General features: G+C 64.0%; 21 protein-coding genes. 14 read left to right on the plus strand and 7 right to left on the minus strand.

Features of this window, described 5'->3' with window-relative positions:
* Positions 1–95: 95 nt before the first annotated feature.
* Positions 96–1,232, plus strand: coding sequence for a YbfB/YjiJ family MFS transporter (locus SE92_RS22750; protein WP_063198534.1), 1,137 nt, complete (start codon positions 96–98; stop codon positions 1,230–1,232).
* Between the two features lie 5 nt (positions 1,233–1,237).
* Here the strand turns inward: SE92_RS22750 and SE92_RS22755 are convergent, their stop codons facing one another.
* The 5 genes from SE92_RS22755 to SE92_RS22775 form a co-directional block, all read right to left on the minus strand.
* Complete coding sequence (locus tag SE92_RS22755) at positions 1,238–2,191, minus strand: toll/interleukin-1 receptor domain-containing protein (RefSeq protein ID WP_063198535.1); 954 nt, start codon at positions 2,189–2,191, stop codon at positions 1,238–1,240.
* A gap of 97 nt (positions 2,192–2,288) precedes the next feature.
* Positions 2,289–3,071, minus strand: coding sequence for a molybdopterin-binding protein (locus SE92_RS22760; RefSeq protein WP_063198537.1), 783 nt, complete (start codon positions 3,069–3,071; stop codon positions 2,289–2,291).
* Positions 3,072–3,081: 10 nt separating this feature from the next.
* The gene (locus SE92_RS22765; RefSeq protein ID WP_063198539.1) at positions 3,082–3,711 is read right to left on the minus strand and encodes a cytochrome b/b6 domain-containing protein; all 630 of its coding nucleotides are present in this window, start codon (positions 3,709–3,711) and stop codon (positions 3,082–3,084) included.
* Positions 3,712–3,893: 182 nt separating this feature from the next.
* Complete coding sequence (locus SE92_RS22770) at positions 3,894–4,448, minus strand: fasciclin domain-containing protein (RefSeq protein WP_063198540.1); 555 nt, start codon at positions 4,446–4,448, stop codon at positions 3,894–3,896.
* A 369-nt stretch (positions 4,449–4,817) separates the two neighbouring features.
* A complete protein-coding gene (locus tag SE92_RS22775) occupies positions 4,818–5,579 on the minus strand; it encodes an SDR family oxidoreductase (RefSeq protein WP_063198542.1) in 762 nt (253 codons plus the stop codon).
* 115 nt (positions 5,580–5,694) lie between these two features.
* Between SE92_RS22775 and SE92_RS22780 the strand changes: the two genes are divergently transcribed.
* Positions 5,695–7,224: a malonate--CoA ligase gene (locus tag SE92_RS22780; protein WP_063198544.1), complete on the plus strand. Its 1,530-nt coding sequence runs from the start codon at positions 5,695–5,697 to the stop codon at positions 7,222–7,224.
* A 17-nt stretch (positions 7,225–7,241) separates the two neighbouring features.
* Positions 7,242–7,754, plus strand: a complete 513-nt coding sequence (locus SE92_RS22785; RefSeq protein WP_063198545.1) for a DUF3658 domain-containing protein — start codon at positions 7,242–7,244, stop codon at positions 7,752–7,754.
* 5 nt (positions 7,755–7,759) lie between these two features.
* Here SE92_RS22785 and SE92_RS22790 read toward each other — a convergent pair whose 3' ends face one another.
* Entirely contained in the window at positions 7,760–8,620 is an 861-nt protein-coding gene (locus tag SE92_RS22790; protein WP_063198547.1) for a sulfite exporter TauE/SafE family protein, read from the minus strand.
* Between the two features lie 503 nt (positions 8,621–9,123).
* On the opposite strand from SE92_RS22790, the gene sdhC reads away from it, so the two are divergent.
* From sdhC to SE92_RS22810, 4 genes are all read left to right on the plus strand, one after another.
* Positions 9,124–9,522 carry a succinate dehydrogenase, cytochrome b556 subunit gene (sdhC, locus tag SE92_RS22795; RefSeq protein ID WP_028133330.1) on the plus strand — a complete coding sequence of 133 codons (399 nt, stop codon included), beginning with the start codon at positions 9,124–9,126 and terminating at the stop codon, positions 9,520–9,522.
* Positions 9,519–9,923 carry a succinate dehydrogenase, hydrophobic membrane anchor protein gene (gene sdhD / locus SE92_RS22800; RefSeq protein ID WP_063198548.1) on the plus strand — a complete coding sequence of 135 codons (405 nt, stop codon included), beginning with the start codon at positions 9,519–9,521 and terminating at the stop codon, positions 9,921–9,923. The genes sdhC and sdhD overlap by 4 nt, the downstream gene beginning before the upstream one ends.
* A 3-nt stretch (positions 9,924–9,926) precedes the next feature.
* On the plus strand, positions 9,927–11,762 hold the full coding sequence (sdhA, locus tag SE92_RS22805) for a succinate dehydrogenase flavoprotein subunit (protein ID WP_063198550.1): 1,836 nt from the start codon (positions 9,927–9,929) through the stop codon (positions 11,760–11,762).
* Positions 11,763–11,867: 105 nt separating this feature from the next.
* Entirely contained in the window at positions 11,868–12,650 is a 783-nt protein-coding gene (locus SE92_RS22810) for a succinate dehydrogenase iron-sulfur subunit (protein ID WP_063198552.1), read from the plus strand.
* Between the two features lie 45 nt (positions 12,651–12,695).
* Here SE92_RS22810 and SE92_RS22815 read toward each other — a convergent pair whose 3' ends face one another.
* Entirely contained in the window at positions 12,696–13,826 is a 1,131-nt protein-coding gene (locus tag SE92_RS22815; RefSeq protein WP_063921228.1) for a GAF domain-containing protein, read from the minus strand.
* A 417-nt stretch (positions 13,827–14,243) separates the two neighbouring features.
* On the opposite strand from SE92_RS22815, the gene SE92_RS22820 reads away from it, so the two are divergent.
* The 7 genes from SE92_RS22820 (at position 14,244) to SE92_RS22850 (ending at position 22,537) form a co-directional block, all read left to right on the plus strand.
* Positions 14,244–15,857 carry a GMC family oxidoreductase gene (locus tag SE92_RS22820; protein WP_063198553.1) on the plus strand — a complete coding sequence of 538 codons (1,614 nt, stop codon included), beginning with the start codon at positions 14,244–14,246 and terminating at the stop codon, positions 15,855–15,857.
* Between the two features lie 325 nt (positions 15,858–16,182).
* Positions 16,183–18,336, plus strand: a complete 2,154-nt coding sequence (locus SE92_RS22825; protein ID WP_063198555.1) for a hybrid sensor histidine kinase/response regulator family protein — start codon at positions 16,183–16,185, stop codon at positions 18,334–18,336.
* A gap of 52 nt (positions 18,337–18,388) precedes the next feature.
* On the plus strand, positions 18,389–20,344 hold the full coding sequence (locus SE92_RS22830; RefSeq protein WP_063198557.1) for an ABC transporter ATP-binding protein/permease: 1,956 nt from the start codon (positions 18,389–18,391) through the stop codon (positions 20,342–20,344).
* Between the two features lie 162 nt (positions 20,345–20,506).
* The gene (locus tag SE92_RS22835; protein WP_063203707.1) at positions 20,507–21,334 is read left to right on the plus strand and encodes an FkbM family methyltransferase; all 828 of its coding nucleotides are present in this window, start codon (positions 20,507–20,509) and stop codon (positions 21,332–21,334) included.
* A gap of 22 nt (positions 21,335–21,356) precedes the next feature.
* Entirely contained in the window at positions 21,357–21,743 is a 387-nt protein-coding gene (locus SE92_RS22840) for a VOC family protein (protein WP_063203708.1), read from the plus strand.
* 66 nt (positions 21,744–21,809) lie between these two features.
* On the plus strand, positions 21,810–22,295 hold the full coding sequence (locus tag SE92_RS22845) for a pyridoxamine 5'-phosphate oxidase family protein (protein ID WP_063203709.1): 486 nt from the start codon (positions 21,810–21,812) through the stop codon (positions 22,293–22,295).
* Entirely contained in the window at positions 22,295–22,537 is a 243-nt protein-coding gene (locus SE92_RS22850; protein ID WP_063198559.1) for a hypothetical protein, read from the plus strand. The genes SE92_RS22845 and SE92_RS22850 overlap by 1 nt, the downstream gene beginning before the upstream one ends.
* The last annotated feature ends 322 nt before the right edge of the window (positions 22,538–22,859 follow it).

The following is a 22,859-nucleotide window of genomic DNA, read 5'->3' on the forward strand; positions in this document are numbered from 1 at the left end:
GCAAGGCGGGCGGGGCCTGCCACACTGCCAAACGCCGGAGTAACCCCTGGCACGCCCCTGACCGTCCCCCGCCACAGGCGCACCCCGCGCGGCTGATGCTGACCCTGTCGCTGGCCGCGACGGTCGGGCTCGGTATCGGCCGCTTTGCCTATGCCTTGGTGCTGCCCGACATGCGGGAGGACCTCGGCTGGTCCTACTCGGCGGCCGGATTCATGAACACCATCAATGCCGTCGGCTATCTCGTCGGCGCGCTGGTGGCGTCCCGGCTGATCCAGCGCGTCGGCTGGGCGGCCGCCATCCGCGGCGGAACCCTCGCCTGCGTCGCCGCGCTGGCAACTTGCGCGCTGACGGGGAATTTCATCGCGTTGAGCCTGGCGCGCCTCGTGCTTGGCCTTGGGGCCGCGGCCGGCTTCGTCGCCGGCGGGGCGCTGGCTGCGACCATCGCGCAGTCGCAGCCCGTGCGGGCCAATTTCCTGCTCAGCCTGTTCTATGCCGGACCCGGTATCGGCATTCTCTCCTCCGGGCTGATCGCCCCGTTCACGCTGCAACATTTCGGGCCCGGCTCGTGGTGGATCGTGTGGTGGGCGCTGACGCTGCTCTCGGTCGCGATGACGATCCCGCTGTTTTTGATCCGCATCGAGAGCAGCGTCCGCTTCTCGGAAGGCGGTCACGGCTCGTTCGCGATCTGGCCCGTGCTGATTTATCTGGCCGGCTACTTCCTGTTCGGTGCCGGCTACATCGCCTACATGACCTTCATGATCGCCTATGTGCGCGACGGCGGCGGCGGAGCCGCGGCGCAGGCGGCGTTCTGGAGCCTGATCGGCCTATCCGCCTTCGCGACGCCCTGGGCCTGGCGCGGCGTGCTCGCGCTCGATCGCGGCGGGCTTGCCACCGCCATCATCCTCGGCACCAACGCATTAGGCGCAGCCCTGCCGATGCTCGGGCATTCGCCGGTGTGGCTTGCGGTCTCCGCGCTGGTGTTCGGCGTCGCCTTCTTCGCCGTGGTCGGCTCGACCACCGCCTTCGTGCGCTTCAACTATCCGCCGCAGATGTGGCCGACCGCGATCGCGGCAATGACGATCTCGTTCGGCGTCGGCCAGACGCTCGGCCCGATCGTGGTCGGCGCGATCACGGATGCGCTGGGGAGCCTGAGCTACGCGCTCAATGTGTCGGCGGCGCTGCTGGCGCTGGGTGCGGCGCTATCGCTGCTGCAGAAGCGTCTGCACTCATGACCACGCTATGATAAGCTGTCACCTGAAATCGAAGCTTCGGGCCGGGCTGCCGATACCTCAAACGGTTTGTCCAGTTGATCAACGACCCAGACGGCCGAAGGCTTAAATACGTCGGTCGCGTCGATTGCAAACGCCATCTCTCGAACGATCAACCTAATCCCTGTTCGCTCATGCCTTAATACCCACGTAAGAAGATACGTATACGGGGGGACAAAATCGCTGATCTTGCTCCAAATTCCGTCCATTGCCTCTTGAAGGTTCATCCCTTTGAACACTTCAAATCGATGCCTCTCCTTGCTGAAGGAATCCACTATCGTCACGTGATACGACATGTATTCGTCACGAGCCGGAAAAAGACCAGACAGCTCAAATATGCGCCGATCAATGTGCGATAGTATGGACTGAACGTCCACTCCTCCTTGATCCGCGACTTTCGGTCTCCCAAGAGACAGAGGCTCTGGACTCGCAGCAAGACTGGTCAACTGATCGAAATATTTCGCCGAGTACGCCTCAAATAGAATCGGGTCGAAAGCCACCCCGTAGATATCAAGAAGCTTCGTCGAGAATTGTGTTAGCCCATCGAGCGTATCAACCCGATACATTTGCCAATAAGACAGAGGTGGAGATATCTCCGACACGCTGGAAATACCGTGCGTTACGACTATCAACTTCTTTTGTGAAGAAGCGCTGCCGTATCCAGATTCGAAGTAAATCCAAGGTCGATTGACGCTTCTGTTGGTCACGACTACGAGAATTGCCTCGCACGAGGCCATCCTTGCCTGCACCTGCTGAAACCAGAGATCGCCAGGCTGAAGCCCTCCGTCTGCTCTCTTATCTGACGAGAACCAGATCTGGAATTGCTTAAGCGATAGCCTCGTCAGAAAATTGCCAAGGCTCTCAACCAATAATTGATCTTCGTTAGCATGGCTTACGAATAACGTCGGCCTAACAGTATCCATTAGTGCGTACCCGTGAGAATATCGCACTAACCTAGATTGCTCGATAAAATTACGCAACTACCTGTAATAACAGCGAAATGCGCCCGACCTGAATTATTCAGCTCCCGCTGAACGAATTGTACCCCTGGTCTTCCCAATAGCCGCCCTTGTACTCGTTGGTGACTTCCATCGAGACCACGTATTTCGGGTTCTTGAAGCCGAGCTTGGTCGGCACGCGGATCTTCATCGGGAAGCCGTAGGCGCGCGGAAGAATCTCGTTGGCGTATTTGAACGTCATCTGGGTCTGCGGATGCAGCGCGCTGCGCATGTCGAGCGGCGAGTTGTAGCCGTCCTTGTCCGCGCACTGGAACCAGACATATTTCGCGCGGGTGTCGGCGCCGATCAGCTTGAGGAAATCGCGCAAGGGCGTGCCGGTCCAGCTGCCGATCGCGCTCCAGCCTTCGACGCAGATGTGACGGGTGATCTGGCTGACCTGCGGCAGCTTGTAAAGCTCGTCCAGCGTCCACGACTTCTTGTTGTCGACGAGGCCGCGGACTTCCAGTTTCCAGTCGGTACCGTTCACATCGGGCGCATCGTCGAGATCGTAATAGGCGTTGAACGGGAACGGTTTTGTAATCGCGCTCTCGGGAAAGGTCGGCGCCAGCGCGTCGGGATTGAAGATGAAGGCCTGCACCGCGTCGTTGAATTTCGAGACCTGCGCCAGCAACGTATCGGCCGAGGACGAATCCACGACGTCGCAGCCGGTCAGCAGCGTCAGCGCGCCGAGGCTGGCGCCGCCGGCGATGAAACGGCGGCGGGTAAAGTCCGGCATCGTCTTGATGGCGTCCTTGATCAGCAGCCGCTTGTCGACGCCGGGGATCAGGAATGAACGCTTGGCCATGGCTTGCTCCTTAGCGTCCGATGATCATCGCGCGCAGGCTCTTCGGCACCAAGAGCGCGAGCAGGACGTGAATGACGAGGAAGGCGCAGATCGCGGCCATGCAGAAGAAATGCACGTAGCGCGCGGTCGGATAATCGCCGAACAGCATCACGAGATAATAGAACTGCACCGGCTTCCACATGCCGAGGCCCGTGAGCACGATCAGCACGCCGACCGCGATGATGCCGGCATAGAGCAGGCGCTGCACGTAATTGTAGACGGTGAGATCGTCATGGCCGAGCTTGAAGGTCAGGGCGGCCCTGACGTCGTGGAGCACGCCTGACGGGGTGATTGGAAACAGCTTCTTAGCGAAACGACCGGTGGCAAAGCCGGTGACGAGATAGGCGAGGCCGTTGAGCATCAACAGCCACATCGCGGCGAAGTGCCAGAGCAGGCCGCCGCCGAGCCAGCCACCCAACGTGTAGTCGCGCGGGAAGGTGAAGCCGAACAGCGGCGAGGCGTTGTAGATCTGCCAGCCCGACAGGATCATCAGGATCATGGCAAACGCGTTAACCCAGTGCATGACCCGGACCCAGGCCGGCTGGATCACTTTGGCCTTGATGGCCCTGACCTGCTCGTCGGTGACTGTGAGGCTCGCCATGGCGGTTCCGTCCTAGAGGATCGTGTGTCAGCAATTATACGCCAGACCGTCCGCTTGCGTTACGCCCTGCCGGCCATTGAATCGATGCCGTCAGGCTATTGCGGTCACAAAAAAGCGAGCCGGGCACCCCCGGCTCGCCGTCGCGAAACATCCTGTCGGGGCTGAAACAGGATCGCGGGGTGTTACGAGGCCGGCATCAGCACGGTGTCGACCACATGGATCACGCCGTTGGACTGGTTGACGTTGGAGATCGTGACCATCGAGGTGCCACCCTTGGCGTCGACGATCCAGACCTTGCCGTCCATCTTCTTGACCGTGAGCTCCTCGCCCTCGGCGGTCTTCAGCTTCTTGCCCTCGGTGAGGTCGGAGGCCTCGAGCTTGCCGGGCACGACATGATAGGTGAGGATCTTGGTCAGCGTGGCCTTGTTCTCGGGCTTGACCAGATTGTCGACGGTGCCGGCCGGCAGCTTGCCGAAGGCCGCATTGGTCGGCGCGAACACCGTGAACGGGCCCTTGCCCTCCAGCGTCGGCACCAGGCCGGCCGCCTTCACCGCCGCCACCAGCGTGGTGTGGTCCTTCGAGTTGACCGCGTTCTGGACGATGTTCTTCGAGGGGAACATCGCGGCGCCGCCGACCATGACGGTCTTTTCCTCGGCGCTCGCAGGCGCGACGATTGTCGCGGTGATGGCGAGGGCGCTGAAGGCGGCGGCAGCGAGATAGGCAATGCGCTTCGACATGGAGAGTCTCCCGATTGGATTGTGACCGGCGATGGCCGGCGTTGGGTTGGGGCAACAACGGCGACTGCGACAATTTGGGGTGATGCAGCGTGCCGTCGTTGGACCGAACTACGGGAGGGTTTGAGGTGCGGTTTCGGGGGAAAATTCTTTGTGATGCGTGAAACTATGGGCGGGGATGTTCGTGTGTTGCGAGCTCGCGCCACACACGCCGCTGTCGTCCCGGACAAGCGAAGCGCCGATCCGGGACCCATTGCCACAGGGAGTGGTTTGGCGAAGACTCGGAGTGACCAGCCGCGCCCTCAATTTCCGCCTGTGGTTATGGATCCCCGCGTTCGCGGGGATGACACCGACTCTGTGGCACGCCGCGTCTCAATCCCTGTTGTTCGGCGTCTGGATGAATCCGCGATTATGCGTCGGGCTGATCAGCACCTCGTTGATGCAGACGCGTGCCGGCATGCTGGCGATGAACGCGATGGTGCGGCCGAGATCTTCCGGTTGCAGCATCTTCGCCTGCTCCGCTTCGCTCGGCACTACCGGGCGCAGCTTCAGGATCGGCGTTGCGACCTCGCCCGGCATCAGGCAGCAGGCGCGCAGGCCGTTGACGCATTCGTCCATGTTGAAGGAATGGGTCAGCGCCAGCACCGCATGCTTGGTGGTGGTGTAAGCGGGGCCCGGCATCTTCGAGACGTGGCGGCCGGCCCAGGACGAGACGTTGATGATGGCGCCGTCCTGCTGCTTGCGCATCGTCGGCAGCACCGCGCGCATGCAATAGAGCACGCCATTGAGATTGACCTGGACCAGTTGGTCCCAGCCTTCCAGCTCCATGTCCTTCCAGCTGCGCTTGGGAACATTGATACCGGCATTGTTCACGAGCAGATCGATCCGGCCGTGCCTAGCGACGATCTGATCGGCCGCCTGCTGGGCTTCAGCCGCATTGGAGACATCGAGCGCCACTGCCTCGGCAGCCCCGCCCGCCCCGATGATCTTCGCAACCACGGTATCCAGGGCTGACTGGCGCCGGCCCGATACCACCACTGTCCAGCCGTCGGCAGCTAACGCCTCGGCCCCGGCTTCCCCGATCCCGCTGCCGCCGCCCGTGACCCAGGCCACGCGTTTCCCAACTTTGGTCATGCAAACTGTCTCCGTTGCTTCATCGGGGCGGTTTTTGCTAATCCAGCCCTCGGTTTTGACCGGCCTTGCCCAACAAGCCTTGTCGGACAAGTCCCTGCGGTCGAGGAAATCTTGCATGAACCCAGCTGCCAACGCCAATTTGTTTTCCCGCCTGTTCGACGGCCTCGACAATCCCAAACGCCTCGCGATCGAGACGCATGACGGCGCCCATATCAGCTATGGCGATCTGATCGCGCGGGCGGGGCAGATGGCGAACGTGCTGGTCGCGCGCGGCGTGAAGCCGGGTGATCGCGTCGCGGTGCAGGTCGAAAAGTCCGTCGCCAATATCGTGCTGTATCTCGGCACGGTCAGGGCCGGCGCGGTCTACCTGCCGCTCAACACCGCCTATACGCTGAACGAGCTCGATTACTTCATCGGCGACGCCGAGCCGTCGCTGGTGGTCTGCGATCCCTCCAAGGCCGAAGGTCTCGCCCCGATCGCCGCCAAGGTGAAGGCCAAGATCGAGACGCTCGGAGCCGACGGCAAGGGCTCGCTGACGGAAGCCGCCGAGAAGGCGAGCAGTGAGTTTACGACGGTGCCGCGCGAAAACGACGATCTCGCCGCCATCCTCTACACGTCAGGCACCACCGGCCGCTCCAAAGGCGCGATGCTGACGCATGATAATCTGGCGTCGAACTCGCTCTCGCTGGTCGGCTATTGGCGTTTCACCGACAAGGACGTGTTGATCCACGCGCTGCCGATCTACCACACGCACGGCCTGTTCGTGGCGACCAACGTGACTCTGTTCGCACGGGCGTCGATGATCTTCCTGCCGAAGCTCGATCCGGATCTGATCATCAAGCTGATGGCGCGCGCCACCGTGCTGATGGGCGTGCCGACGTTCTATACTCGCCTGCTGCAAAACTCCGCTCTGTCGCACGAGACGACCAAGCACATGCGGCTGTTCATCTCGGGCTCGGCGCCGCTGCTGGCCGAGACCCATCGCGAATGGTCGGCGCGCACCGGCCATGCCGTGCTCGAGCGCTACGGCATGACCGAGACCAACATGAACACGTCGAACCCCTATGACGGCGAGCGCGTGCCCGGCGCGGTCGGCTTCCCGCTGCCCGGCGTCTCGGTGCGCGTCACCGAGCCCGAGACGGGCAAGGAGCTGCCGCGCGAGGAGATCGGCATGATCGAGGTCAAGGGTCCCAACGTCTTCAAGGGCTATTGGCGCATGCCGGAGAAGACCAAGTCCGAATTCCGCGACGACGGCTTCTTCATCACCGGCGACCTCGGCAAGATCGACGGCAAGGGCTACGTCCACATTCTCGGCCGCGGCAAGGATCTCGTGATCTCCGGCGGCTTCAACGTGTATCCGAAAGAGATCGAGAGCGAGATCGACGCCATGCCGGGCGTGATCGAATCCGCCGTGATCGGCGTGCCCCACGCCGATTTCGGCGAGGGCGTCACGGCGGTGCTGGTCTGCAACAAGGGCGCGGACGTCACCGAAGGCGCGGTGCTGAAGGCGCTCGACGGAAGGCTCGCAAAATTCAAGATGCCCAAGCGCGTCTTCGTCGTCGACGAGCTGCCGCGGAATACGATGGGCAAGGTGCAGAAGAACGTTCTGCGGGATACGTACAAGGATATTTACGCGAAGAAGTAGCCATTTCGGGGAGAGGCATGAACGACGATCAGGCGGCTGATGTTGTCCAATATCTCGTTGGTGCTGCTCGCGTACTGGATGAGGCCAGAGCAGCGACTCGCCTGCTCCCGGACAATGACAAGGACGCGGCATCGCTCCGAGAACTCATAATCAAGCTGAATTCCGAGCTGCTGACGACCCTGTTTCAGCGGTTTCCGCACTTGCTGCCATTCAGGGAGTTTCCCGAGATCAACAGTTCCCTGAGATGGGAGGATGTTTTGCTTCCTCCCACCGTCTCTGTAGAGGATGTCGATCAAATCATTCTTTCGATCGTAACGTCGCAGTGGCAGAAAACGGCTGCAGTCATTTGGCTGACCGTCAAGCGCAGCGAAAAGCTTGGATTCCACGCTACCGACGAGATGTTTGCAGCTCGTATTCAAGCCCTCGCCGAAGAAGGCTTACTCAAGGGTCAGGGCGATCTGCGCAAGTGGCGGCACAGTGAAGTGCGCCTGAAGCGCCGAACCGGTCGATCACCGAAGCTCAATGCCTGATTTTGTCACTGCCCACCCAACAAGCTCATCACAAACCGGCTGCCGACGACGAACAAATAACACCCGAACGCGACTTCCAACGTGCGTTTCGACATGGCATGCGCCGCCCTTACGCCCAACGGCGCGGTGACGAGGCTCATCGGCATCACCAGCACGGCCCCGATCAGCGAGACGTAGCCGAGCGCGAACGGCACTTGCAGCGCGGCGACGGCCGGATAGGTCGCCGCCGCCGGCCAGCCGGCATAGATGTAACCGAGCGCGCCGGGGATCGAGATCAGCACGGCGAGTGCCGACGAGGTCGCGACCGCCTGGTGGATCGGCCGGCCGTAGAAGGTCATCAGCAGGTTCGAGAACAGTCCGCCGCCGATGCCCATCAAGGTCGAGAGGATGCCGACGCAGAAGCCATAGGCGCGCATCAGCGGGCCCTTCGGCATGTCACCACCGAGCTTCCAGGTCTCGCGCGCGAAGATCAGCCGCGCCGCTGCGGCGTAGGCGACACAGACGAAGACGATCTTGAACAACCGCTCCGGCGCGTAGCGTGCCACCACGCTGCCGGCGATGACGCCAATGACGATCGGCAGCCACCACAGGCGCAGGATCGCCATGTCGACCGCACCGCGCCTGTAGTGCGCCTGGAACGAGCGAAGCGAGGTCGGGATGATGATGGCGAGCGAGGTGCCGATGCAGAGCGGCATCCGCACGTCCAGGGGCACGCCGACGATGCGGAAGCATTCGTAGAGCACAGGCACCAGAATCGCGCCGCCGCCGATGCCGAACACGCCGGCCAGAAATCCCGACAGCGCGCCCGTTGCGATCAGCAACAGCGCGAGCTCGATGATCTCCTTGATTTCAAGACCTGCAATCACCCGGCCTGCCCCGGCAGCACCGCTGAATGGTCGGCGGATTCGGCTGCGGGTCCAGCTGTAGGAGATCTGCCTGGCCGGGTCGACACGCCTCGCCGAGCGTCTTGGGTGGGATGCGGGCTGCGCATATCCGCCGTCGCGCGGAAAATCAGTGCGCCGGGCGGAATTGGCGATAGCGTTGAAATTGGCCGAGGCCGCTTCCGGCGTCGTGAGCCCGCGGGCGCAGACGACGTGCGTGCCGCTCGCTTAGAGGCGTTCCAATAGTAATTTCAATGCGCCTCAACGATCCACAAGAAGTGAAAATAAGTTCAATTATTGCCTGGCCGACTCAGGCTCTGGTATACCAAGCCGCTGATTGGCCTTGTTTCATCAAGGCTCTAGAGCTGAACCCGCGTTCGATTTATGGCGAATTGGTGATTGCGCAGGAGAAATCGACTCCGTAAATAGAGCCGACCTTTCCGATCCCCGCGCGCCCCCTGCTGGGCCGCCATACAACATCAAAGCCCATGACCGCACGGATCGAACGACCGCTTTCACCACACATGCAAGTGTACCGCTGGACGCTGACGATGGCGCTGTCCATCGTCCATCGCGCCACCGGGATCGCCCTCTATGTTGGAACCCTGCTGCTGGTCTGGTGGCTGGTTGCCGCAGCCTCCGGCCCGGCCGCCTATGCCCACGTCCAGGCCTTCGCCGGCAGCATCATCGGCCGGCTGATCGTGTTCGGCTACACCTGGGCGCTGATGCACCATATGCTGAGCGGCATCCGGCATTTCGTCTGGGACCTCGGCTACGGCTTCAAGGCCAATGAGCGGGAAGCCTTGACCTGGGGCGCGCTGATCGGCGGCATCGCGCTGACGGTGCTGGTCTGGATCATCGCCTATGCGATCGGAGGCGGACGATGAGCGCAAGCGATACGCCCAAGCGCAGCATGCGCACTCCGCTCGGCCGCGTCCGCAATCTCGGCGCCGCGCATTCCGGCACGTCCGATTTCTGGCGCCAGCGCATCACCGCCGTCGCCATGACGCTGCTGATGATCCCGGGCCTGGTGATCATCATGATGCTGCTCGGTCGCAACCAAGTCTACGCCGCGCAGACCCTGAGCTCCATTCCCGTGGCGGTGATCCTGCTGCTCTTCATCTTCGCCAGCGCCTGGCACATGAAGATCGGCATGCAGGTGGTGATCGAGGACTACGTCCATAACGAGAAGCTGAAGCTCACCGCGGTGATGCTCAACAACTTCTTCTCGATCGCCGTGGCACTCGCCTCGACCTACGCGATCCTCAAACTGTCTTCCGGAGTGTAACCCATGGCCAATGAGACGAATGGCAAGGGCAACGGCGCTCCCGCCACCAACGGCAAAGCCTACCCGATCGAAGACCATACCTATGACGTCGTCGTGGTCGGTGCCGGCGGCGCGGGCCTGCGCGCCGTGGTCGGCTGCAGCGAAGCGGGACTTCGTACCGCCTGCATCACCAAGGTGTTTCCGACCCGCTCGCACACCGTCGCGGCGCAGGGCGGCATCTCGGCTTCGCTCGGCAACATGCACAAGGACGACTGGCGCTGGCACATGTACGACACCGTGAAGGGGTCGGACTGGCTCGGCGACCAGGACGCGATCGAATACATGGTGCGCAACGCGCCCGAGGCGGTCTACGAGCTCGAGCATTGGGGCGTGCCGTTCTCGCGCACCGAGGACGGCAAGATCTATCAGCGCCCGTTCGGCGGCATGACCATGGACTTCGGCAAGGGCCAGGCGCAGCGCACCTGCGCCGCCGCCGACCGCACCGGTCACGCCATGCTGCACACGATGTACGGCCAGTCGCTGCGCCACGCGGCCGAGTTCTTCATCGAGTTCTTCGCCATCGACCTGATCATGGACGACCAGGGCACCTGCCGCGGCGTCATCGCGCTCAAGCTCGACGACGGCACGCTGCATCGCTTCCGCGCCCAGACCGTGATCCTCGCGACCGGCGGCTATGGCCGCGCCTATGCTTCCTGCACCTCGGCGCATACCTGCACCGGCGATGGCGGCGGCATGGTTCTGCGCGCCGGCCTGCCGATGCAGGACATGGAGTTCGTCCAGTTCCACCCGACCGGCATCTACGGCTCGGGCTGCCTCGTCACCGAAGGCGCGCGCGGCGAAGGCGGCTATCTCGTCAACTCCGAGGGCGAGCGCTTCATGGAGCGCTATGCGCCGTCGGCCAAGGACCTCGCCTCGCGCGACGTCGTCTCGCGCGCGATGACCATCGAGATCCGCGAGGGACGCGGCGTCGGCAAGAAGAAGGACCACATCTTCCTGCACCTCGACCATCTCGATCCCGCGGTGCTGGCCGAGCGCCTGCCGGGCATCTCCGAATCCGCGAAGATCTTCGCCAATGTCGACGTGACGCGCGAGCCGATCCCGATCGTGCCGACCGTGCACTACAACATGGGCGGCATCCCCACGAACTATCACGGCGAGGTGCTGACCAAGAAGGACGGCGACGACAACGCGGTGATCCCCGGCCTAATGGCGATCGGCGAAGCGGCCTGCGTCTCCGTGCACGGCGCCAACCGCCTCGGCTCCAACTCGCTGATCGACCTCGTGGTGTTCGGCCGCGCCGCCGCGCTCCGTCTCGCCGAGAAGCTCACCCCGAACGCCAAGCAGCCCGAGCTGCCGGCGAACTCGTCCGAGCTCGCGCTCGGCCGGCTCGACCACTACCGCTACGCCTCCGGCGGCACGCCGACCGCCAAGCTGCGCGAAGGCATGCAGAATGTGATGCAGACCAATTGCGCGGTGTTCCGCACCGGCGAAGTGCTCAGCGAAGGCCAGAACCTGATCGCGAAGGTCCACAGCGGCATCACCGACATCGCCGTGTCCGACCGCTCGCTGGTGTGGAATTCGGACCTCGTCGAGACCCTCGAGTTCGACAATCTGATCTCGCAGGCGGTGGTGACGATGAACTCGGCCGCCAACCGCACCGAGAGCCGTGGCGCGCACGCCCGCGAGGACTTCTCCGAGCGTGACGACAAGAACTGGATGAAGCACACGCTGGCCTGGCTGGACGATGCCGGCAAGGTCAAGATCGAGTACCGCCCGGTTCACGACTACACCATGACCAACGACGTGCAGTACATCCCGCCGAAAGCGCGCGTGTACTGATCACCACTCGTCATGCGCGGGCTTGACCCGCGCATCCATCTTCTCGAAGGCGATGGATTGCCGGGTCAAGCCCGGCAATGACGGAAGAAACCAGAGGCAGGACTTATGGTTGAATTCGCACTTCCGAAGAACTCCAAGATCACCGGCGGCAAGACCTGGCCGAAGCCCGCGGGCGCGACCGAGACGCGCGAGTTTCGCGTCTATCGCTGGAATCCGGATGACGGCAAGAATCCGAGCGTCGACACCTATTACGTCGACACCAATGATTGCGGTCCGATGGTGCTGGACGGCCTGATCTGGATCAAGAACCACATCGATCCGTCGCTGACCTTCCGCCGCTCCTGCCGCGAAGGCGTCTGCGGCTCCTGCGCGATGAACATCGACGGCCAGAACACGCTGGCCTGCACCCGCTCGATGCACGACGTCAAGGACGGCGCGGTGAAGATCAATCCGCTGCCGCATCAGCCGGTGGTGAAGGACCTCGTCCCCGACCTCACCAATTTCTACGCGCAGTACGCCTCCGTCGAGCCGTGGTTGAAGACGACTTCGCCGACGCCGCAAAAGGAATGGCGCCAGACCCACGAGGACCGCGAGAAGCTCGACGGCCTCTACGAGTGCATCCTGTGCGCCTGCTGCTCGACCTCGTGCCCGAGCTATTGGTGGAACAGCGACCGCTATCTCGGCCCCGCCGCGCTGCTCCAGGCCAACCGCTGGGTGTCCGATTCGCGCGATGAGGCGACCGGCGAGCGGCTCGACAATCTCGAGGATCCGTTCCGGCTCTACCGCTGCCACACCATCATGAACTGCGCCAAGGCCTGCCCGAAGGGCCTGAACCCCGCGGAAGCCATCGCCGAGCTCAAGCTCAAGATGGTCGAGCGGCAGATCTGACAGGCCGTGTTGCGTGACACCCGCCGGGTGTCACGCGGTGTCTTGTCACGCAGTGCCCTGCCGAGCATCGCGCTTGTTGGAGGATCGGGCTTGCGCACTTGGCTTCGAAATCCCGGGCTCGGCCGCCCGGCGCAATTGGCGGTCGGTGACGCGCAGCTTGATCTCGTCTGACGCGAGCGCGGCGAGACTGGCCAGGATCTGCTTCTGGATATCGTCGAGCGTGCGCGGCCTCGTGTCGATCACGCAGAGTGATCCGAGCGTGAAGCCATCGGGATCCACCACCGGGCAGCCCGCGTAGAACCGAAACCCAAGTTCTCCCGAGACGGCCGGATTCTCGGTGAAGCGCGGATCGGTGGCGAGGTTCTCCGCGACCATGATGTCCTTCTCCAGAATGGTGTAATTGCAGAACGCCCAGCCGCGGGGCGTATCGGCCATGTCGAGCCCGTAGCGCGACTTGAACCATTGCCGGGTCGGGGTGAGCAGCGTCAGCAGTGCGACGGGAGCGTCGAGGCTATGCGCTGCCAACCAGGTCAGGCGATCAAAGGCATCCTCCGGCGGCGTGTCGACCAGGCCGGAGCGTTCGAGCGCCACGAGGCGCTGGCCCTCATTGGCCGGAAACGGAAAGGATGGCGGCGTGTCGAACGGGACGGGAGGCTCCACGGCGCCCCGAATCGCCGCCTCGACCGCCTCCGGTAGCGCTTCCAATCCATCGATGAAACGCGTCATTCCCATATCTGCCGAAGAGTGGCCGACAACGAGCAACTGGGTGGCTCCAAGGGCCGGATCAGATCGCAAGCTCTCCACGAGAGCCAACCTACCGGCGTCCGATGGCTCGGCTTCGATGACAACCGCCGACGGCAGCCGGGAGCCGATCCCGAGCAGCGCAGCATAGACGTCGGTATAGCGCTCGACGACGCAATATTTGACCTTCGCCAGCGCCCCTGCGTAGTCGGCGATGCGTTCCGGACGCGCAATCACGATCACCCGCGCGGAAGCCGTCATCGGCTGAGCGAGGCCGGTGATCTGCGCAAGGACGTCGCGGCGGTAGACGCGCCGATGACCGCCCGGAGTTTTCCAAGAGGGGATTGTCCCGCCTTCGATCAGAAGCTGCGCCGTGCGGATCGAGACCCCCAAAATCTTGGCAGCCTCCGCCGTCGTCAGGATGTCCTTTTCCATCGCGCCCATCTCTGCCCTCGGCCGTTTGCCGGCCGGGCCTGTCCCCTCCTCACAATGTCGTGCTTCCGGCTCCGTTGACAAGAGGGCATTCCTGCTATTTTGATAAATTTGATGATACTGATAGATTTGATAAATCTGATAGGTTGGCTGCGTGCTCTCTGGCAGATGCGCCGCGCCCACCCTCCCCTCAGAAGGAGCAAGCGATGGCCTGACAGCCCAAGCCCCCATCCGTCCCGCAGAGCCGGGAAATCGCCCTCGCACGACCAAACCCGTGCCTCGGCCAAACCCGGGCGTCAGCTGCAGGACAGGCGCGATCCATGACCGCCTTCCCCAGCTGACAACTGACCCTCTTCCCTTTCTCACCCGCGTCGCCCGGAAGCTCCCTTTCGGCCGCGCGCAACTGCCTGGAGTGACCTCATGAACGACGTCCTGCCGTCCGACCTTCCCGAGTTTGCCGACCGCGCTGCTGCCAACCAGCGCCGGCTCAATGAGACTCTGCGCCGCAGTTACGACTTCATCGTCTGCGGCGCCGGCAGTTCGGGCTCGGTGGTCGCCCGCCGCCTCGCCGAAAATCCGTCCGTCGCTGTGCTGCTGATCGAAGCCGGGGGCAGCGATGAGGTGCCGACCGTCATGGACCCGGCGTCGTGGCCCGGCAACCTCGGCAGCGCGACCGATTGGGGTTTTGTCGCCGAGCCAAATCCGCATCTGAACGGGCGCGCCCTTCCGATGTCGATGGGCAAGGTCGTCGGCGGCGGTTCGAGCATCAACGTGATGCTGTGGGCGCGCGGTCACCGCAGCGACTGGGATTTCTTCGCCGAGCAAAGCGGCGACGAGAGCTGGGGCTACGATTCGGTCTCAAAGATTTTTCGGGAGATCGAGAACTGGCAGGGCACGCCCGATCCGCGTCATCGCGGCACCGGCGGCCCGGTCTTCGTGCAGCCGTCGCCCGATCCTGGGCCGGCCGCGTTGGCGATGCTGGACGCGGCGAAGGAGATCGGCATTCCGACGTTCGAAAGCCCCAACGGCGAGATGATGGAAGGCGATGGCGGCTGCGCCATCACGGACATTCTCGTCCGCAATGGCAGGCGCAATTCCATCTTCCGGGCCTATACCTATCCTTTTCTCGATCGGCCGAATCTCACGCTGCTGACGGGAACGCAGGTCTCTCGCATCCTGATCGAGCACGGCAGGGCCGTCGGCATCGAAGCGATGCGTGACGGGCGCGCCTTGCGGATCGGCGCGGCGCGGGAAGTCGTGCTCGCGCTCGGAGCGATCCAGACGCCGGCGGTGCTGATGCGCTCCGGCGTCGGCGACGAGAACGAGCTCCGAGCATTTGATATACCCGTGGTCCAGCACCTGCCGGGGGTCGGCCAGAACCTCCAGGATCACGTCTCGTTCGGATGCATTTGGGAGTATCGCGAGCCGGTCGCGCCGCGCAACACCGGCAATGCGGCGACCCTGTACTGGAAATCCCAGGCCGCGCTCGAATCTCCGGACCTGCTGTTCTGCCAGGTCGAGTTTCCGGTGCCGAGCCCCGAGACGGCAGGCGGGGCGCCTGCTCATGGCTGGACCATGTTTGCAGGCCTTGCTTTGCCGAAGAGCCGAGGCCGGGTCAGGCTGCGGAGCGCCGAACCCCTTGCAGCACCGCGCATCGAAGCCAACATGCTGTCGCATCCTGACGATCTGAAGACGGCGATCGCCTGTGTGGACCTCTGCCGTTCGCTCGGTAATACGAGAGCGTTCGAACCATTGGTGGCTCGCGAGTCGATGCCCGGCCCTCTTGACGCTACCGAGATGGAGCGTTTCGTGCGCGACTCCGCGGTGACCTATTGGCACCAGACATGCTCGGCGAAGATGGGGCGCGACGCGATGTCGGTGGTCGACGGCACGCTCAGGGTTTACGGCGTCGACCGGCTCCGCATTGCCGACGGCTCGGTGATGCCGCGGATCACCACGGGCAACACGATGGCGCCGTGCGTCATCATCGGAGAGAAAGCGGCCCGGTCATTGCGCGAGGCGCACGCGATCTGACCGCCTGGCCCAGCCGTGGATGGTTCCGGATATAGCTCCACATCCTCGCGCAAATCTGCAGCCCCTCGACCGAACAGGCGAGGGGCTGCAGCCCTCAGCGCGCCTCGACTTCAGTTCCCGTGATTGTGCCGCCGGCGAGATGGACAGTCCACCCAAGGACATTGGAGCTGAATGACACACACACAAATTCGGTGAAAATTTGAGCAGAATCCCTATCACCTCAGCTGCACGAGAATTGATGGCATTGCAACCAGTGGTTATTGCCATAAGCTGCTTCCTTCCGGCGACGAAATTCAGCTAAGTTTCAGTCAGGGACGGAGCGACTGTGCAGAGGGCGCAACGCAACTCGCTGAGACTGCTGCAGTGGATGATGGCGGCATCCCTGGCGTTGCCTGTTGCGCTGTTCGCCATCGCGGCGACGATCTCTTACACCTCGACCAGCGACATCGCCGACCGCGAGATCGAGCGCACGCTCGACGTGGTGCATGAGCACGCGCTCAAGGTGTTCGAGACCATCGACCGCAGCCTTGCCGAGCTGGGCGAAGTGGTCCGCGGCCTCCCCGACGACACCATCCGCGCGCGCGAGCCGGCGCTGCACCGCCGCCTGAAGCGGCTGACCGATTCGCTGCCGCAGCTCAAATCGGCCTGGATCTTCGACGCGGACGGAAAAGCGCTGGTCAACAGCCTTGCCTCGCCGCCGCCGGAGCTGAGCTTTGTGGACCGTGATTACTTCTATGCCCATATCGACCAGAGCATCGGCACGTTCATCGGCACGGCCCTGACGCCCCGCCCGCCCTATCAGGGCGCGCGCTTCTTCGGGGTGAGCCGCCGCCGCGATTCCGACGACGGCAGCTTCATCGGGGTGATCCAGGCCTCGGTCCTCCCCGAATATTTCGACAGTTTCTATGCGCGCATCGGCTCGGATGCCGGCAGCTTCTTCGCGATGGGCCGCACCGACGGCGTGCTGCTTGCGCATTTCCCGCGGCTCGACCACGACATCAAGCTCGATCCGACCGGACCGGTCGGCCGGGAGATCGCGGCGCGCCCCGAGCACGGCCTCATCACCGTCGTCTGGCCGTCGGACGGCATCGAGCGCCGCATCGGCTACCGACGCGTCTCGGAATACCCGATCTATGTCAGCGCCGGGCTCGAGACCTCGGCGATCCGCGCGCGCTGGCTCGCCACCATCGGCCAGCACCTGGTGTTCGGCATTCCCGCCACCGCGCTGCTGTTTCTGCTGCTGGCGCTGGCGTTGCGGCGCACCCAGCAGATTCAGGCCGAAGCCGCCAGGCGCCGCGAGGCCGAAGAGGCGCTCAAGCACAGCCAGCGCCTGGAGGCGCTCGGACAGCTCACCGGCGGCGTCGCGCACGATTTCAACAATCTGCTGACGGTGATCCGCGCCTCGGTCGACCTGTTGAACCGGCCGCAACTGGCCGAGGAGCGGCGCCAGCGCTACATCACGGCCATTGCGGATGCCGTCGGCCGCGCGGCCAAGCTGACCTCGCAGCTGCTCGCCTTTGCACGGCGTCAGACCTTGAAGCCGGAGGTGTTCGACGTCGGCGAACGGATGCAGTTGCTGCACGACATGCTCGCGCCCCTGCTGGGATCGGCCATCGAAATCACCATGCGCCTGCCCACGGAGCCCTGCCTCGTCCGTGCCGATGCCGGCCAGTTCGAGACAGCGCTGATCAACATGGCGACCAACGCGCGCGATGCCATGCAAGGCAAGGGCAGGATCACCTTCAAGGTCGAGGTCGCGACGCGCGTACCGGACACGCTGGCCGCCGCTTCGGGCAGCCATATCCCGGCAAACCATGGCTTCGTCAGCGTGACCGTCAGCGACACCGGCGTCGGCATTCCCGCCGCCCGTCTCGGACGCATCTTCGAGCCGTTCTACACCACCAAGCAGGTCGGCCACGGCACCGGCCTCGGCCTGTCGCAGGTGTTCGGCTTCGCCCGGCAATCCGGCGGCGAGGTGACGGTCACGAGCGAAGTGGGACACGGCAGCACCTTCGCGCTCTATCTGCCGCGCGTGCCGCCGGAGCTTTTGCCGCAGCGGCAGGCACCCAACACGGCGCCGGCGGTGGCCGGCAGCGGCATGTCTGTGCTGCTGGTCGAGGACAATATCGAGCTCGCCAATTTCGCAGCGGATGGTCTCACCGAGCTCGGCTACAGCGTCACGCTGGTCGACAATGCCACCGACGCGCTCGCCGAGCTCGTCGTGGACGCGGATCGCTTCGACGTCGTGTTCTCGGACGTCGTCATGCCTGGGATGACAGGGATCGATCTGGCGCAGGCCATCGGCGACCGCGGCATCGACGTGCCGGTCGTGCTGACCACCGGCTACAGCCAGGCGCTGTCGCAGGATGGCGTGGCCGGCTTCGATCTCGTGCAAAAGCCCTATTCGATCGAGGAGTTGTCGCGCGTTCTGCATCGCGCGGCCCGGATCCGGCGCGTCCGGGACGGCGCAGCCGAATAGAAGGCCTGCGGAACCCTGGGGAACCCGCGGGTTCCCTTGGCGTTGTCGGCTCATGCACAAGCCCGCCGCGAAGCGCGAACAAGACAAGCCGCCGATCGTCGGCATCAAGGGCGAGAATGGCGACGAGGTCGAGCCGCCGCCCCCCGAGCTGCTCGAGCCCGATCCCAAACTGTCACCCGAGGAGGCCGAGCAGGTCCGCAAGGATTATCTGCTGACGCGGTTCTGGATCAGCGCGCGCGGCTTCTGGGGCCGCAGCGGCGATCGCCTCGCCTGGCCGTTCTCGATCGGCCTTGGCCTGCTGATCATCCTCACCGTCGGCTTCCAGTATGGCATCAATGTCTGGAATAGGGCGATCTTCGACGCGATCGAGAAGCGCGACGCAGCGAGCGTCTTCCATCTCACCGCATTATTCTTCCCGCTCGCGATCGGCAGCATCGTGCTTGGCGTGGCGCAGGTGTTCGCGCGGATGGGCATTCAGCGGCGCTGGCGGGCCTGGCTGACGTCGAGCGTGCTGACGCGCTGGCTCAAGAACGGCCGCTATTACCAGCTGAACCTCGTCGGCGGCGACCACAAGAATCCCGAATACCGGATCGCGGAGGACTTACGCATCGCGACCGATTCTCCGGTCGACTTCCTGGCCGGCGTCACCTCGGCGTTGTTGTCGGCCGCGACCTTCATCGTCGTGCTCTGGACCATCGGCGGCGCACTGACCGTGACGCTGGGCGGATCGACCATCACCATTCCCGGCTTTCTCGTCATCGCCGCGATGCTCTATGCGGGAATCGCCTCCGGCTCGATCCTGGTGATCGGCCGGCGCTTCGTGCAGGTCTCCGAGGACAAGAACCAGGCGGAGGCTGATTTCCGCTACACGCTGACGCGCGTGCGCGAGAACGGTGAGAGCATCGCGCTGCTCGGCGGCGAGGAGGAGGAGCGCGACGGCATCGACCGCAACTTCACCAACGTGCTCAGGCAATGGGCGCGCCTCGCCGGCCAGCACATGCGCACCACGCTGGTGTCGCAGGGGTCGAGCCTCGTCGCTCCCGTGGTGCCTCTCTTGCTCTGCGCGCCAAAGTTTCTCGACGGCTCCATGTCGCTGGGGCAGGTGATGCAGGCCGCTTCCGCCTTCACCATCGTGCAGAGCGCGTTCGGCTGGCTGGTCGACAATTATCCGCGGCTCGCCGACTGGAACGCCTGCGCACGCCGCATCGCCTCGCTGATGATGTCGCTCGACGGCCTCGAACGCGCCGAGCAGGGCGACGGTCTCGGCCGCATCAAGCGCGGCGAGACCAGCAATGACGCCATGCTGGAGATGAAGGATCTCTCTGTGACGCTCGACGACGGCACCGCCGTGGTCGGCGAGACCGAGGTGGTGATCGAGCCGGGCGAGCGGCTCCTCGTCGCCGGGGAATCCGGCACCGGCAAGAGCACACTTGTGCGCGCCATCGCCGGCCTGTGGCCCTGGGGCGGCGGCAGCGTCAACTTCCATGCCGACCGCCGGCTGTTCATGCTGCCGCAGCGGCCTTACGTTCCGTCGGGATCGCTGCGCCGTGCCGTCGCCTATCCCGGCGCCGAAGAGGACTGGACCGTCGAGGAGATTGGCGAAGCCCTGCACAAGGTCGGCCTCGATCATCTCAAGGAGAAGATCGAGGAGGAAGCGCCCTGGGACCAGACCCTGTCCGGCGGTGAGAAGCAGCGCCTCGCCTTTGCGCGGCTGTTGCTGCACAACCCCGACATCGTCGTGCTGGACGAGGCGACCTCGGCGCTCGACGAGAAGAGCCAGGACAAGATGATGAAGATGGTGACCGACGAGCTGCCGAAGGCGACCATCGTCAGCGTCGCGCATCGCGCGGAGCTGGAAGCCTTCCACAGCCGCAAGATCGTGCTGGAGCGTCGCAAGGGCGGGGCCAAGCTGGTCAGCGACATCGATCTCATTCCGCGCAAGGGCAAGCGCAGGCTGCTCGGGCGATTCCTGAGGCAGCGCAAGGCACCGCCGAAAAAGGCGGCGTGAGGTCAGTAGCCCGGATGGAGCGAAGCGCAATCCGGGAAGGTCTGTCCGCGAGGCGAGCCCCGGATTGCGCTTCGCTCCATCCGGGCTACAGGCGTCTCGTGAGCGTTGGAGTCCTCGGCAAAACCGGCTATGCATGCGCCGCTTGTAATGAGGATCAGCTGCTTGACGACCGACAATGCCCCTTCGTCCGCGCCGTTCGGCGCGTTTGCGCCCAATGCGGCGCAGGCTGCGATCATTCGCCTGACACAGCGGTCGGGATTGAAGCGCGGCGCGTTCCGGCCATGGATGTCGCGGCTGGTCAACCTGCTGGGCGGCGGCCCGCTCGACGTGCCATATCAGGGCGCATCGTTCCGCTTCTATCACCAGGGCAGTGCGACCGAGCGCGGCGCGCTGTTCAATCCCGACTACAATCTCGACGAGCTCGACTTTCTGCGCCGGCACACCCCGGCGGGCGGCACCTTCGTGGACGTCGGCGCCAATGTCGGCACGTTTGCGCTGGTGATGGCGCGGCAGGTCGGCACGAAGGGCAAGGTGGTTGCGATCGAGCCGCATCCGCTGACGTTTGGACGGCTTTCTTTCAATCACGCCGCGTCGCAGACGGCGCAGGTGCGCCTGGTACAGGCTGCGGCCGGCGACAGCGACGGCGAGCTGATGATCGAGAGCGGCGGCGGCAATCTTGGCGCCACTCACGTCGTCACCGGCCCGGCGAGCGCCGAGGCCATCAAGGTGCCGTCGCTGCGGTTGACACGCATTCTCGACGAGGCCGGCGTTGCCCAAGTCGATTCACTGAAGATCGACGTCGAGGGGTTCGAGGACCGCGTCCTGATCGGCTTCTTCCGCGACGCACCGCCTGCGCTATGGCCGCGCGCGGTCGTCATCGAGCACCTGTCACAAAACGAATGGCAGCAGGATTGTATTGCCGACATGGTCGCGCGTGGCTATGCGATCGTGCGCAAGACGCGGAGCAACACTTTCCTGTCGCGCCAATGACGACGAACTGGGGAGAATGACGATGATCGATCATTTGGGATTCTCGGTCTCCGACTACGATCGCGCCAAGGCGTTCTACACCAGGGCACTGGCCCCGCTCGGCTACGGCCTCATCATGGAGGTGACGGCGGAGCAGACCGGGCACGCGGCGGCCGCGGGATTCGGCGTCGACGGCAAGCCGGACTTCTGGTTCGGCGCGGAAGGCGCCATGAACAAGCCCGTGCATATCGCGATCGCGGCCAAAGACCGCGCCACCGTCGACGCCTTCTACAAGGCGGCCATCGCGGCCGGCGGCCGGGACAACGGCCCGCCCGGCATCCGCCCGCATTACCACGCGAATTACTACGGTGCTTTCGTGCTCGATCCCGATGGCCACAACATCGAGGCCGTCTGCCACGCGCCGGCATAGGCCTAGGTTCCGGCAGGAACATCGTTCCATGCAGGTCGTTATCGTTCCTTGCAGAAGGAGCACGATATGGCCAACGACAATACCGGCGATGCGGACCGCGTCTGGGATCTGATGAAGAAGATCGGATTCGCGATGCTGGTGACGCGCGATGGCGACAAGCTGCGCGCGCGGCCGATGAGCGCCCAGCTCGATCGCGACGCCAACACGATCTACTTCCTGACCGACGCGCGGCGCCACAAGGACGAGGAGATCGCGCGCAATCCCTCCGTCAATCTGTCGTTCGCCGACGCCGGCAGCCAGAAATACGTCTCGCTGACCGGCACAGCCGTCGTCTCCAACGACCGGGCCAAGATCAAGGAGCTGTTCTCGACACCGGCGAAGGCGTGGTGGGACAGCGCCGAGGACCCCAACATCCGCGTGCTCAAGATCACGCCTGATGATGCCGAGTTCTGGGATTCGCCCGGCACGGTGATCTCCTATGTGAAGATGGCCGCCGCGGTGGTGACGAATACGCGGCCCGATCTCGGCGATAACCGCAAGGTCTCGATGTGATGCCGATCGAGCCGCCCGAGATTCCGCCGTCGACACCGGGGACGCCGACCGAGCCGCCGCCGGGCATTCCGCCCGGCAATCCGCAGCCCGAGATCACGCCGCCTGTCCGCGAGCCCGGCGAATCCCCGCAGCCCGACGAATTGCCGGGCCGCACGCCTGAAGAGATTCCCTCCCGCGGGCCCAATGGACCGCTCACGCCCAATCCCGCGACCGACGCGAGGCCGCCGCGCGATCACATGTGAGGCACGCATCGCATGTGAGGCGATTGCAACCGACGTCTGAATGCGCAATGAACGTCATCATAGTGAGTCGATTTGCGTGCAGAAATAAATCGGGCCGCGGCCGCTTCGCCTGCCACATTGCGGCCTAACGCGTAGCCGTTCATCACGACACTTCGTCAAAGAACCTTCCGGGGAAGTTCACCACATGACCAACCTTCGTTTCGTGCTGCTTGCGACGACGGCTCTTACCGCGATGCAATTGGCCAACACCGCATCGCATGCGCAAGGCGCAGCTCCGTTCGTGGTCGCTCAGGCGCAGCCGCAGGACTCGGGTCCTGACGGA

Origin of the sequence: Bradyrhizobium sp. AT1, from assembly GCF_001590795.1 — a bacterium.
In the GTDB taxonomy this organism is placed as follows: Bacteria; Pseudomonadota; Alphaproteobacteria; order Rhizobiales; family Xanthobacteraceae; genus Bradyrhizobium.